The sequence below is a fragment of the Trinickia sp. HAY1-2D genome (assembly GCF_056754935.1).
On the sequence record NZ_JBPGWX010000001.1, the window covers coordinates 301,630 to 313,983 of the forward strand.

General features: G+C 63.6%; 11 protein-coding genes. 5 read left to right on the forward strand and 6 right to left on the reverse strand.

Going from position 1 to position 12,354, the window contains the following annotated elements; genetic code table 11:
• Position 1: 1 nt before the first annotated feature.
• The gene (locus ACR9ZC_RS01305; RefSeq protein ID WP_331566452.1) at positions 2–259 is read right to left on the reverse strand and encodes a hypothetical protein; all 258 of its coding nucleotides are present in this window, start codon (positions 257–259) and stop codon (positions 2–4) included.
• Between the two features lie 22 nt (positions 260–281).
• Positions 282–1,184 (reverse strand): DMT family transporter, encoded by a 903-nt coding sequence (locus ACR9ZC_RS01310; RefSeq protein WP_481578796.1) that lies wholly within the window; start codon positions 1,182–1,184, stop codon positions 282–284.
• Between the two features lie 192 nt (positions 1,185–1,376).
• On the opposite strand from ACR9ZC_RS01310, the gene ACR9ZC_RS01315 reads away from it, so the two are divergent.
• Positions 1,377–2,933, forward strand: coding sequence for a methyl-accepting chemotaxis protein (locus ACR9ZC_RS01315; RefSeq protein ID WP_481578797.1), 1,557 nt, complete (start codon positions 1,377–1,379; stop codon positions 2,931–2,933).
• Between the two features lie 98 nt (positions 2,934–3,031).
• Here the strand turns inward: ACR9ZC_RS01315 and lhpI are convergent, their stop codons facing one another.
• Together lhpI and ACR9ZC_RS01325 are read right to left on the reverse strand one after the other, a co-directional pair.
• Positions 3,032–3,952 carry a bifunctional Delta(1)-pyrroline-2-carboxylate/Delta(1)-piperideine-2-carboxylate reductase gene (gene lhpI, locus ACR9ZC_RS01320; RefSeq protein WP_481578798.1) on the reverse strand — a complete coding sequence of 307 codons (921 nt, stop codon included), beginning with the start codon at positions 3,950–3,952 and terminating at the stop codon, positions 3,032–3,034.
• A gap of 162 nt (positions 3,953–4,114) precedes the next feature.
• On the reverse strand, positions 4,115–5,023 hold the full coding sequence (locus ACR9ZC_RS01325; RefSeq protein ID WP_481578799.1) for a LysR family transcriptional regulator: 909 nt from the start codon (positions 5,021–5,023) through the stop codon (positions 4,115–4,117).
• Positions 5,024–5,123: 100 nt separating this feature from the next.
• On the opposite strand from ACR9ZC_RS01325, the gene ACR9ZC_RS01330 reads away from it, so the two are divergent.
• Positions 5,124–6,152 carry a 2-oxoadipate dioxygenase/decarboxylase family protein gene (locus ACR9ZC_RS01330; protein WP_481578800.1) on the forward strand — a complete coding sequence of 343 codons (1,029 nt, stop codon included), beginning with the start codon at positions 5,124–5,126 and terminating at the stop codon, positions 6,150–6,152.
• Between the two features lie 24 nt (positions 6,153–6,176).
• Here ACR9ZC_RS01330 and ACR9ZC_RS01335 read toward each other — a convergent pair whose 3' ends face one another.
• The gene (locus ACR9ZC_RS01335; protein WP_481578801.1) at positions 6,177–6,827 is read right to left on the reverse strand and encodes a helix-turn-helix domain-containing protein; all 651 of its coding nucleotides are present in this window, start codon (positions 6,825–6,827) and stop codon (positions 6,177–6,179) included.
• Between the two features lie 357 nt (positions 6,828–7,184).
• Here ACR9ZC_RS01335 and amaB point away from each other — a divergent pair, with 357 nt between their 5' ends.
• The 3 genes from amaB to ACR9ZC_RS01350 all read left to right on the forward strand — a co-directional run bounded on the left by amaB (position 7,185) and on the right by ACR9ZC_RS01350 (position 11,230).
• Complete coding sequence (gene amaB, locus ACR9ZC_RS01340) at positions 7,185–8,684, forward strand: L-piperidine-6-carboxylate dehydrogenase (protein ID WP_481578802.1); 1,500 nt, start codon at positions 7,185–7,187, stop codon at positions 8,682–8,684.
• 104 nt (positions 8,685–8,788) lie between these two features.
• Positions 8,789–9,961, forward strand: a complete 1,173-nt coding sequence (locus ACR9ZC_RS01345) for an NAD(P)/FAD-dependent oxidoreductase (RefSeq protein WP_481578803.1) — start codon at positions 8,789–8,791, stop codon at positions 9,959–9,961.
• 63 nt (positions 9,962–10,024) lie between these two features.
• Complete coding sequence (locus ACR9ZC_RS01350; RefSeq protein ID WP_481578804.1) at positions 10,025–11,230, forward strand: aminotransferase-like domain-containing protein; 1,206 nt, start codon at positions 10,025–10,027, stop codon at positions 11,228–11,230.
• On the opposite strand, the gene ACR9ZC_RS01355 is transcribed toward ACR9ZC_RS01350, so the two are convergent.
• On the reverse strand, positions 11,225–12,301 hold the full coding sequence (locus ACR9ZC_RS01355) for a DnaJ C-terminal domain-containing protein (protein WP_481578805.1): 1,077 nt from the start codon (positions 12,299–12,301) through the stop codon (positions 11,225–11,227). The genes ACR9ZC_RS01350 and ACR9ZC_RS01355 overlap by 6 nt on opposite strands.
• Between the last annotated feature and the right edge of the window lie 53 nt (positions 12,302–12,354).

The window sequence follows — 12,354 nt, forward strand, 5'->3', positions numbered from 1 at the left end:
CTCAGCCCACATCGTCGTCCGCTTCCTTGCGCTCGCGCCGCGCTTCATTGCCGCGACGAGCCCGCAGACGCTGGCGCGAAAGCACATGGATGACTTCCCCGGGGCTGGCGCCCGGGGGTATTTCGTTCCGGATCACATTGGGCAGCATAGGGCGCCCCGCGCGATGTCTGCGCAGCGCGCGCGCAATGGCTTTACGGCAGTCTTCCCCGTGGCAATCCCATTCGTCCCGGATTTTTCCGCAGTATTGACACTTTTCCATAGCGAACAGTCTAGCGGCAATCTCACGAGATGTCCGCGCGCGTGGCCAGATAGACGCCCAGGGCCGCAAGCGCCATGCCGAACCACGCGCGCACCGCGATGGGCTCGTGCAGTGCCACGAGCGCGATAGCGGCGGTGGCGGGCGGCACGAGAAAGAACAGCGCCGAGACGCGCGAAGCTTCGCCGTAGCGCACCATCGCCAGCAGCAGATAAATGGCGACGAGCGAATTGCAGATGACGAGATAAGTCAACGAGCCGAGCAATTCGATTGTCCACTGCACGTGCATCGGCTCGAGGAAAAACGCGAGCGGTGCGCTGACGGCCAGGCCGACCGCGTATTGCACGAGGCTCGCGGAAACCGGATGCGTCGTCGTACCGAAACGTTTTTCCCATAACGTGCTGCCGGTGATCGTCAGCAAGGCGAGCACCGCGAAGATCAGCGCCCATGTCGATGAGATATGGATGGACGATTGAGCGGTAATGACGATGACGGCACCTGCCACCCCGAGCGCCAGTCCGAGCCACCGTTTTCGCCCGACATGCTCGCCTGCCATCGCGGGTGCGAGCAAACCGATGAGGATGGGCTGCTGCGAGGTGATCAGCGCGACGGCGCCGGCGGACATGCCGTATTTGAGGCTGAGATAGGTGAAGGCAAAGTAGCCGGCCTGCAACAGCAGACCGGTCATCGCGAGATGAAGCCACGTTATCGCCCGCGAGGGAAACCCGGGCTTGAGCAACAGCGCGAGCGCAACGAGAATGCCGACGACGATGGCATAGCGCAGTGCCAGAAACGTCAGCGGATCGGCGTAGCGCAGCCCGAGCTTCAGGAACACGAATCCGCTCGACCAGAGCAGCAAAAAAAGCGACGGTGCAGCTTTGAGCCAGCGCGGCCGGACGGCGGTGACGGGTTCGGTGGTATGCGACATCGCGTGTCTGTCTTTCGATTCGAAAGGAGCGGTCCGTTTTACCACATCGCACGAATTTGCGAGTCCAGGCGCGCGTGCTCACCGTCGCGTGCAGTCGCGTTTTCCCGCTCTCAAGAAACGATTCACGCTGCCGTAAAAAGCGTCGATAGGAGGTGAAATCCTTTCGCCGGTCCGATAGCAATCGAGGAAAAAGTGAATCGTCTCAGCCTGAACGCCAAATTGTGGCTAGCCTTGGTCGTAACGTGGCTCGGCCTGTTGTTCCTGGGCGGCTGGGCCGCCATGCAAACGCGTGACATCATGCTTACCGAACGTAAGGCGGCTATTCGCAACGTGGTCGAGGCTGCCAGTGGCATCGTCGCCGAGTATGCGAAGCTGGCCGACAACCATACGCTCACCGAGGAGCAGGCCAAACACGAGGCGATGGCGCGTTTGTCCGAGATGCGTTATCCGGGCTTCGGATACCTGATGATCGCGAATGCGAAGCCCGTCGTGCTCATGCACCCGACGCTCGCCGATTTGCGCAACAAGGATGTCAGCAACTACGCCGATTCGAACGGCAAACTGCTGTTCGTCGAGATGGTGAAGGTGGCGCAGGCGAACGGGCAGGGCTTCGTTCCCTATATGGCACGTCTGCCGGGCAAGACCGACCGCGTGCCGAAAATCAGCTACGTCAAGCGCTTTGCACCGTGGGATTGGTATTTGATGTCCGGGCTTTATATCGACGACATCGATACGGCGTTCCATGCCGATCTGCTTCGCTATTTCATCGCAGTCCTGATTATCGGAGCGCTCGGCTCAGGCGCGCTCGTTACGATCATTCGCAACGTCAAACGCAGCCTGGGCGGCGAGCCGGCCTATGCGGCCTCGGTCGCACAGGTCATTGCCGAAGGCGATCTTTCGCATCGTGTCGTCGTCGATTCGGGAGACGGCAACAGCATGCTGCTCGCGATGCAGCGCATGCAACAGCACCTCGCGCAGGCGATCCGGCGCATCCGCGGCAGCACGAAGACGATCGAAGAGGCCGTGCAGCAGATTGCCTCCGGCAACCTCGACCTTTCGTCGCGCACGGAACAGCAGGCGGCGTCGCTCGGCGAAACGGCCGCGAGCATGGAAGAGCTGACCGCGACGGTCAAACAAAATGCCGACAACGCGCGGCAGGCGAACCAGATGGCGACGGACACCTCGCGCATCGCAAACGAAGGCGGCGAGGCGGTTCAGCAGGTGGTGGCGACGATGCAGAACATCGCCGACAGCTCGACGCGCGTGGTGGACATCATCGCCGTCATCGAGAGCATCGCGTTCCAGACGAACATTCTCGCGCTGAACGCGGCTGTCGAAGCGGCGCGAGCGGGCGAGCAAGGCCGGGGCTTTGCAGTGGTCGCCTCCGAGGTGCGGAATCTGGCACGCCGCAGCGCCGATGCGGCGAAGGAAATCAAGTCGCTCATCGAGGATTCAGTGAGCCGCGTGGAGGACGGCAAGTCGCTCGTCGCGGTGGCCGGCACGAAAATGGAGTCGCTCGTGCAGTCGGTCAGGCACGTGAGCGAGATCATTCGCGAGATTTCCTCGGCCTCCGAGGAGCAAAGCCGCGGTATCGAACAGGTCAATATCGCTATCGCACAGATGGACCAGACTACGCAGCAGAATGCGGCGATGGTCGAAGAGGCGGCTGCGGCGGCCCAGTCGATGCAGGAGCAGGCTCGCACGCTCGCCGATGTCGTCGACGTTTTCCGGCTGCCCGCGGAGGTTTGAGCGTCACTGGGCGGCCGCGACGACAGGTCGAGAGCCGCCGCGCCGTTACGCGTACGGGCTTTCGTGCTGTCGTGCTTAACCTGTACGGTGCCGCGAAATCAATTGGACCGCCCCGCGATGGCGGCGCGCGCGACGCGGCATGCGGCGAGGTCCCAGGCACCGCTGCCCACGGTCTTCAGCAACATCGGGGTATTGGCGGGTGCGCGCGCGGAGATTGCCGCGCCGATCGGCTGCACCGAGGACCAATCGATACCCGCTTGCAGCAGGTCGCCGGCTTCTTCGCGTGCAGCCGCGAAATCGTCGACGAAGACGCGGCTCGCGCGAACGGTGTCGGGACCGATCTCCGCGGCATCGGGCGTGAATGCGCCCACGGCTACGATCAGCCGGTCCGCGCGCGCAGGCTCGTTGTAAACGGGCGTTTTGCTCGTCGTCGCGGTCACGACGACGTCGATGTCATCGGCGATCGTTCCATTTGCCGGCAACGCGCGGATGCCTTCGTGGCCCGTCTCGTCGCAAAAGCGCTGTTCCGATGCGAGCGCCTTGCCCGCGACGAAGATCGTCGCGCTCGGATACAACCGCGCAATGGCCGCGGCATGATGGCGTGCCTGTTGTCCCATTCCGATGATGAGGAATCCGCGCGGCGCGCGCGGATAGAGGTACTTCACGCCGAGCATCGACAACGCGGCGGTTCGGCGTCCCGTTACCGTCGGCCCGTCGAGGATGAACTCCGGCGCACCAGTCACCCCGTCGCAAACAGTGACGGTGCCGAAGATGGTCGGCATGTTGCGCGCGGCGTTGCCAGGGCACACGCTGACGAGTTTATGGATGGCCACGTCGCTGGCGGCGGCGGGCATCGAAAGCAGCACGCCGTTGTCCGTCAAGGGTACCGCGGTGCGTACCGGCGAGCGAATCGCGCCCGCTTCGAGCTCATGCGCCGCATGGCTCAGGGCTTCGATGAGAGAGGCGAAATCGAGGAGGCGGGCCGTGGCCGCGGCATCGAAGGCGGGAAGCGTCGACATGATGGGATCGGCAGATCGGAGTTCAAGGGCGGACGGGGTGCGGGTACGTCCCGCCGATGCTATCTGAAAATGTTTCTGATTGGAAACATATTTTGAAGGCGCCGATGGCCGCGTAGCGGGTGATGCCGAGGCAGGCTTCATGAAACGGCCGGAGGCAGCCACTCACCTCGCCGGTGAACCGTCATAGGCGCTAGCCTCGCCCAGGAGCCAGGCGCGAAACTGCTCGAGTGGCTTGCCGTGGCTCAACTCGGTCGGGTAGACGAGGTAATAGGCGGCCTCGGCAACGGAAGTCGCCTCGAACGGGATGACGACGCCGAGCTGCTCGAGCCGGCCTTCGACGAAGAACTTCGGCACGAGTGCGATGCCGAGTTCGGCTGCCGCCGCACTGAGGAGCATCGTATGGAGCTCGTAGCGTACGCCTTGCATCGCCCGGTTGTCGTCGACGCCGAGCTCGGCGAACCAGCGAGACCAGGCATCGGGCCGCGTCGTCGAATGCAGAAGCGGGTAGGCCAGCAACTCGCGGACGTCCTCGACGGGTTCGGGGATCAGCGCCGGCGAGCATACCGGTACCACCTCTTCGCCGAAAAGGTAATCGGACGATGTGCCGGGCCACGTGGGCTGTCCGTAATGGATCGCAGCATCGAAATGCGACTCCTCGAATGAGAAGGCATCGGTGCGCACGCCCATGTTGACGCGAATGTCGGGGCTGCGCGCGTAGAAGTCTTTCATGCGCGGAATGAGCCATTGCGAGGCAAATGTCGGCAACACGGCCAGCTCGAGCGAGCCGCCGCCGCTGCCGTGCGCGATGATCGACAAGGTGTCGCGATCGAGATATTCGAGGATGCGGCGCACCTGTGTGCCGTAAAGCTTGCCGGCTCGCGTCAGGACGACGCGTTGCTTCGAGCGCACGAAAAGGCGTACGCCGAGGTTCGATTCGAGCGACGCGATTTGCCGCGACACCGCACTTTCGGTCAGAAACAGCTCGCGGGCGGCGTGCGTGAAGCTCTCGTGGCGAGCCGCCGCCTCGAACGCGAGCAGCGCACTCATGTTAGGAATCCTGAACTTTCGCACGATCATTCCAAAAACGCATCAAGTCCCGATTTTATCTCGCTTTACGCTAGCGGGAATCGTTTCGATAATGCGCGCGGTGAAGATCCAACGAGAAAGAGCGATGCGTAACGCGAATGTCGAGCTGCTGCTGTCGAACCTGTTGGGCCGGGAAAAAGCCGATGCGCTTTTCTCGACGCTGAATTTCCCGTCGATCCTCGCCGACTGGGAGGCCGGGACCGTGACGCGGGCGGAGCTGGCGCAGGCCATGAACATGGCGCTGTTCGAAGACTTGCTCGCGCGCTCGCCCAACGGGCGGGCCTATACGCAGGAGACGGTTGCACACGGCGGCTCCGTCTACTTCGATCATGGTGCGCTGCGTACCGTGCGCTCGACGCATACTGGCGCTTTGCCGCCGGGCGAAGCGGCCTTCACGCGCATCCTGCGTCCGCTCGGGTTCCGGCTCAACGGCCGTTATCCGCTCGATAAGCTCGGCATGACAGGGCGCGCGTATGCGCATGAGGACGCTCCCGACGAGATCGCCCAATTCTTCGTGAGCGAGCTGCATCCCGAACGTTTCTCGACGGCATTCCAGCAAGCGGTGACGAACGTCGTCGGCACGTCGAAGGACCCGTTGACGCCGCGCTCGCTGGCACAGCTCTGGGAACTCGAGCGCGATGGCGCGCTTCCGATCGATGCGGCGCAGGCGCTGCTCCCCGTCATCGTGGGCGCATTTGCGCGCCATCACGATGTGCCGAGCGAAGCGGATTACGAAACGCTCCTGAGTGAATCGGCCGAAATGGCGTGGATTGCGACGGAAGGCAATGCGTTCAATCATGCGACGGATCGCGTTGCCGATGTCTTCGCCTTGTCGGAAAGCGAAAAAGCCAAGGGCCGGCCGATGAAGCCCGAGGTCGAGCGTTCCCGGTCGGGGCGTGTCTTTCAGACCGCGTACCGCGCCGATATCGTGACGCGGACGTTCAAGGCGGCTGACGGCGCGCTCGTCACGCGAGACGTTCCCGGCTCGTTTTACGAATTCATCACGCGCAAGCGCGAATTCGATCAGGCCACGCGTAGCTGGGTGACGGATCTGCGCTTCGATGCCGGCAATGCGCAAGGGATCTTCAAGATGACGGCGCATGCCGCCGCGTAATGTCCGGATGGCGGGTGCCGGCGCTCAGGCGGGTCTGGCGCTGCCACCGTTGGCAAGCGGCCTCGCCTCGCTGTCGTAGGGCGCGTAGCCTTCGTCGATGATCCAGAGGACCTCGGCGTCCGCGTCGCTCGTCGATACAGCGGCGTGGCCCATGCGGCTGTCGAAATAGATGCTGTCGCCCGCCTCGAGATGCGTTGGGGCGTACAGCTCGGAATACAAGCAAACGCTGCCGCTCAGCACGAAAAGAAACTCCTCGCCTTCGTGCCGTCCCCATTCCGTGAATGCGTCGAGCGAGTGCGCCGTGATCCGGATGCGAAATGGATGCATGGCCTTTTTTGCCAGTTCGGTGGCGAGCAGTTCCATTTCGTAACAGCCGGCCGCGTGCGGTTGTCCCGCGCCTTTGCGCGTGACCGCGCGCCGGCCGCCGACGTTCGGTTTCGACGCGGAGCCGAACAGTTCGCTCAAGTCGATCTTGAGGCCGTGAACGATCTTTTGGAGGACGTCGAACGTCGGTGACATCACCCCGTTTTCGATCTTGGACAGCGTCGAGCGCGATACGCCGCATACGCGGCTTGCCGTTTCGAGCGTGTAACCGTGGAAGAGCCGCGCGGCTCTGACGCGCTTGCCGAGCTCCGAAGGCGCCTGCTCGGCCGGCTTCAAGATGGTCCTGTCCATGCGGGGGGGATTGGGTGGTACGGTCTATCGGTCCTGCGAGTTTCGCATCATAACATCGGCTCGCCGCCGCGTCGGGCCGCGGCGAGACGCCGCCGCTCACGCGCGGATTCATCCGGGTGTGATGAGCAACGCGCATCACGTGTTGCGCAGATATCGTTTGCCAGTCGTTTAAAGGCTGAACACAATCGCGGCAGGCGTTTTCGATCACGGCTGCGGCCAGTGCGATCGGGTCGGTGGTGGTGGTCACGCCGCGCCGGCATCCGCGCGCAATCGGCGCGGTTGCCGCACCTGTCGCGGGCGTGTATAGTTTCCTAACGTCCCAAAATTTCCTATCGGAAACAACCGAGGTACTTCCCGATGAACGCATCGACCATTCTGTCCGAGCTCGGTATTTCGCATCTTGCGGAAAGCGGCGACATCGCCGTTCGCTCGCCTATCGACGGCGCACTGATCGGTCGTGTGCCGAGCCATACTGCCGCCGACATCGACGCCGCACTGGCGAAGGCGCAGGCTGCCTTCGTGGCCTGGCGCGACGTGCCCGCGCCGCGGCGCGGCGAACTGGTGCGATTGCTCGGCAACAAGCTGCGCGAGCGCAAGCAGGCGCTCGGCAGCCTCATCACGCTGGAGACGGGCAAGATCCTGCAGGAAGGGCTGGGCGAAGTGCAGGAGATGATCGATATTTGCGATTTCGCGGTCGGCCTGTCGCGTCAGCTCTACGGTCTGACGATCGCATCGGAGCGCCCCGGCCATCGAATGGGGGAAAGCTGGCATCCGATGGGGGTATGCACGGTCATTTCGGCGTTCAATTTCCCGGCGGCGGTCTGGTCCTGGAATGCGGCGCTCGCACTGGTATGCGGCAATGCCGTGATCTGGAAGCCTTCCGAAAAAACGCCGCTCACCGCGTTGGCGGTGGACAGCATCCTGCAAGAGGCGCTGCAAGCGTTCGGCACGGCGCCGGCCGGCTTGACGTGCCTCATCAACGGCGGTCGCGAAGTGGGCGCGCAGCTCGTGGGCGATCCGCGTTCGAACATCGTCAGTGCCACGGGTAGTACTGAAATGGGACGTGCTGTCGGCGTCGAAGTAGCGCGCCGCTTTGGTCGTTCGCTGCTCGAACTCGGGGGCAATAACGCGGGCATCGTCTCGAACACCGCGGACCGGGAGCTCGCGCTGCGAGCCATCCTGTTTTCGGCGGTCGGCACGGCCGGCCAACGTTGCACGTCGCTGCGGCGTTTGTTCGTCCATGAAAGCGTTTATGACGAGACGGTCGAGCGTTTGAAGGTGCTTTACGGGAAGGTCGCGATCGGTAATCCGTTGCAGCAGGGCGTGCTGATGGGCCCGCTCATCGACGCGCAATCGTTCGAGCGCATGCAGGCTGCCCTCGAAGCGGCGAAGCGCGACGGCGGCAAAGTATTCGACGGGGAGCGCCATACGGTGACCGGTTGCGAGCAGGGCTTCTACGTGCGGCCGGCAATCGTCGAGATGCCGGCCCAGACCGGCATCGTGCTCAAAGAGACGTTCGCTCCGATCCTTTACGTCATGAAGTATCGCGACTTCGGCGAGGCAATTGCAGCGAACAATGCGGCGTCGCACGGCTTGTCGTCGTGCGTCTTCACGACCGATCTGCGCGAGAGCGAACGGTTCCTGTCGGCATCGGGCAGCGATTGCGGTATCGCGAACGTCAATATCGGCCCGAGCGGCGCGGAGATTGGCGGTGCCTTCGGCGGTGAAAAAGAAACGGGCGGCGGGCGCGAGTCGGGTTCCGATGCATGGAAGGCCTATATGCGCCGTGCAACCAATACGGTCAACTACTCGTCGGCATTGCCGCTCGCGCAGGGCATCGATTTTTCGATCGAATGATGCGGTGGCCGGGCGCTTGCCAAAGGCACGTGCCCGGCTCGCCAATCGACGCGCCGCCGTTCGGTGTGCGCGTTTTTCCGACCCAATCCAAGGCGGGGCAACGCGTGAGCTCTCAAGTCGTTATCGTGGGCGGTGGCGTGATCGGCAGTTCAATCGCCTATTTTTTACGGGCATCCGATCCGACGGTTCCGGTCACCGTCATCGAGCGTGATCCGACCTACGCGAAATCGTCATCGGCGCTTTCGGCCGCGTCGATCCGGCAGCAGTTTTCAACGCCGTTATCGGTGCAAATGTCGCTGTACGGTATCGCGTTTCTACGCAATATCGGCGAGCTGCTGGAAGTCGACGGGACGAAGCCGTCGATCGAGCTGCATGAGGGCGGCTATCTCTTTCTCGCGACGCCCGCCGGTGCGCCGACGTTACGTGAGAATCATGCCCTGCAAACGCGCCTCGGTGCCGATATCCATTGGCTCGATCGAGAAAAGCTGCAGGCGAAATTTCCTTGGCTGAACATCGAGGATCTCGAGGCGGGCGCCTTTGGCGCCAGCGGCGAAGGGTGGTTCGACGGGTACGGTCTCGTGCAGGCGCTGCGCAAGAAAGCGCAATCGCTCGGCGCGCGCTATGTTGCGGCCGAGGTCGGCGCGATCGCGCGAGCCGGACGCCGCGTCACCCACGTCGAGACGACCGACGGCGAGCGCTATCCGTGCGACATGCTCGTCAATGCGGCCGGGGCATGGGCGCGAAAGTTATCGGCGATGATGGGCATCGAGATTCCCGTCTTCGCGCGCCGGCGCAGTATTTTCAACGTATCGTCGCCGGCGCGCCTTTCGCCGTGCCCGTTGTTGATCGACCCGAGCGGGGTCTATTTCCGCCCGGAAGGCAAGACGTACATCTGTGGAACGTCGCCGAACGCCGATAACGATCCGGACGATCTGCCGCTCGATGAAGTCGACCATGCCTTGTTCGACGATGTCATCTGGCCCACGCTGGCGCACCGCGTGCCCGATTTCGAAGCGCTGCGCGTGGAGAACTGCTGGTCCGGCTATTACGAATACAACGTCTTCGATCACAACGCGATCATTGGCTTTCACCCCGATATCGACAATTGCATCTTCGCCAACGGCTATAGCGGCCATGGTCTGCAGCAAGGGCCGGCGACGGGGCGCGGTGTGAGCGAGCTGATCCTGGACGGCAAATATACGTCGCTCGATCTATCGCCGCTGGATTGGAGCCGCGTTATCGAGAACCGGCCTATCGTCGAGAAAAACGTCGTTTAGGCCGCGGCGCTGTCGAATCCGATACCCGCCATAACGAAGCGAATGCCGAAGCCAGAGGGCACCATGTACCGATTCACCGAGCCGTTTGCTCATCCGTCCGGCTCGCCGATTCGAGAGCTGTTCAAGTACGTCGGCCAGCCGGGCATGATTTCGTTCGCGGGCGGTTATCCGGCTGCCGATCTATTCGATGTCGAAGGACTGAACGCGGCTCAGACTCGTGCGTTCGCGTCGCCGGTTCTCTGCCTGCAGTATGGCCCGACGGATGGCCTGCCCGAACTGAAGCAGGAAATCCTCGCGCTGATGGCGCGGCGCGGCGTGACATGCTCCGCCGATGAATTGCTGGTCACGACAGGATCGCAGCAAGGCTTCGATTTGCTGCTGCGCGTGCTCGTCGGTCCGGGCGACGTCGTGGCGACCGAGCAGCCGGCCTATCCTGCCGTCCTGCAAGCGCTGCGGCTTCAGCAGGCAAAGATCGTGACGGTGCCGATCGACGATGAAGGGATCGACGTGGCGAAGCTGGCCGAGATGCTTGCAGCGGGCACGCTCGATCGGCCGAAACTGCTGTACACGGTGCCGACGTTCGCCAATCCTTCCGGCGCGATGCTCACGCGCGCACGCCGCATCGCGCTGCTCGAACTTGCGGTTCGTTATGGCTTCCTGATCGTCGAAGACGACCCGTACGGCGATTTGCGCTTCAAGGGCAGTGCGCTGCCATCGATCCTGGCGCTGGCGAAAGAAGTCGAGGGAGCGCTTCCGTGGGTAGTGCACTTTGGGAGCTTGTCGAAGATCGTCGCACCGGGCTTGCGCGTCGGCTGGACGATCGCGCCTGCCGAGATCGCCCGCCGCTGCGTCGTCGCGAAACAGACCGTCGATCTTTGCAGCTCGCCGTGGACCCAGGCGATCGCCGCGCAGTATCTGGCCGCGGGCTCGCTCGAGCGGCATTTGCCGCGCATTACCGCGATGTACGGTTGCAAGTGCGGTGCGCTATGCGACGCGCTCGAGGCGGAGTTCGGCGCGGCGATCGCGTTTCATCGTCCGCAGGGCGGGATGTTCGTCTGGGCCCGCATCGAGGGCATCGATTCATCGGCACTGCTCGCGAACGCGATCGAACGGAAGGTCGTATTCGTGCCGGGCAAAGCGTTCTTTGCGGACGATGTCGACATCCATTCGCTCCGGCTGTCATTCGCGGCGCCAGGGATCGACGATATTCGCGAAGGCGTGCGCCGGCTCAAAGCGGCTTTCGACGACGGGGTGCAGCGGCGTCTATAGCGATGTGCCGTCTGCTCGCTGCGCGGCCAGCGCGAACAGTTCCCGAAAGCGGCGCCGTTCCTCCGCGCTCAGATGCGATGCCGCCTCGGGCATGACCAGGACGATGCGCAGCCTCAATTCGCCCCGGTTACCCGAGGCGTCTGAGAGGCCCTGCGCCGGCAGGCGGATCGTGCTGCCATGCCGGGCATTCGCGGGAATCGCGATGTCGAGATCGCGGCCCAGTACTTTGGCGGTGAGCGGACCGCCCAGCGTCGCGGTGACGAAATCGACTTCGAGTTCGCCGCTCAGATGCAGCCCTTCCCGCTGAAAACCGGGCCCACAGACGATGACGACCGTAAACGTCGCATCGCCGGGTTGTCCGCCGTGCATGCCCGCAAACCCGCCGCCGGGCACGACGATGCGCTGGCCGTCCCATGCGCCGCACGGCACGTTCACGGGCTGCGATTTCGTTTGATATTCGACGCCCTTGCTTTGGCATGTCGCGCACCAGTGCGCGCTTTTCATACGCCCTTCGCCGCCGCATGCGGTACATGAGGCGCCGTCGTAACCGGTGCCGTAGCCGGCACAGTTCGGACAGGGCAGCACCGTTGCGCGTGCGCTCGCGCCCCGGCATTGCCGGCACGTCTCGCTGACCTGGTAACTGGCGAGCACTTCGCCGCCGTTCAATGCCACATCGAGCGGCACGTGCAACTGAGTATGCCGGTTTGCGCCACGCACGGGCATCGGGCCGCCGCTCGCCCCGTAGTGCTTCGACCAGGCGCCGGCGCCGCCCGCTGCTGCGCCGCGGTCGACGTCGCCAGTCGAGGCGCGTGCTGGCCGCATGTCGGTCCTGCGTGTGCTGGCGGCGGGAGCCGGCTGCGCGCGCATGGGCGCCTGCCGCTGCCCCGTGAGGATTTCGAAGGCCTCCTGGACCTTTTTGAATAGCGATTCGGCGGCCGATTCCTCGCCCTTGTTGCGATCGGGGTGGTACTGCGCTCTCAGGCGGCGATAGGCTCGCTTGATCTCCGCCGCCGATGCGGCGCTCGGCAAGCCCAATCGTTCGTAGTACTCATCGAGGCTCACGGGTTCCACCCCAACTCTGCATTTCGCAAAGCCGCCAGTTTATCGCGTCCGGTTTCGGGTTC

Excerpts from the sequence above, each read along its gene's own strand:
- ACR9ZC_RS01305 (WP_331566452.1), bottom strand. The coding sequence starts at position 259 with ATGGAAAAGTGTCAATACTGCGGAAAAATCCGGGACGAATGGGATTGC.
- ACR9ZC_RS01330 (WP_481578800.1), top strand. The coding sequence starts at position 5,124 with ATGCGTAACGCGAATGTCGAGCTGCTGCTGTCGAACCTGTTGGGCCGG.
- amaB (WP_481578802.1), top strand. The coding sequence starts at position 7,185 with ATGAACGCATCGACCATTCTGTCCGAGCTCGGTATTTCGCATCTTGCG.
- ACR9ZC_RS01350 (WP_481578804.1), top strand. The coding sequence starts at position 10,025 with ATGTACCGATTCACCGAGCCGTTTGCTCATCCGTCCGGCTCGCCGATT.
- lhpI (WP_481578798.1), bottom strand. The coding sequence starts at position 3,952 with ATGTCGACGCTTCCCGCCTTCGATGCCGCGGCCACGGCCCGCCTCCTC.
- ACR9ZC_RS01335 (WP_481578801.1), bottom strand. The coding sequence starts at position 6,827 with ATGGACAGGACCATCTTGAAGCCGGCCGAGCAGGCGCCTTCGGAGCTC.
- ACR9ZC_RS01310 (WP_481578796.1), bottom strand. The coding sequence starts at position 1,184 with ATGTCGCATACCACCGAACCCGTCACCGCCGTCCGGCCGCGCTGGCTC.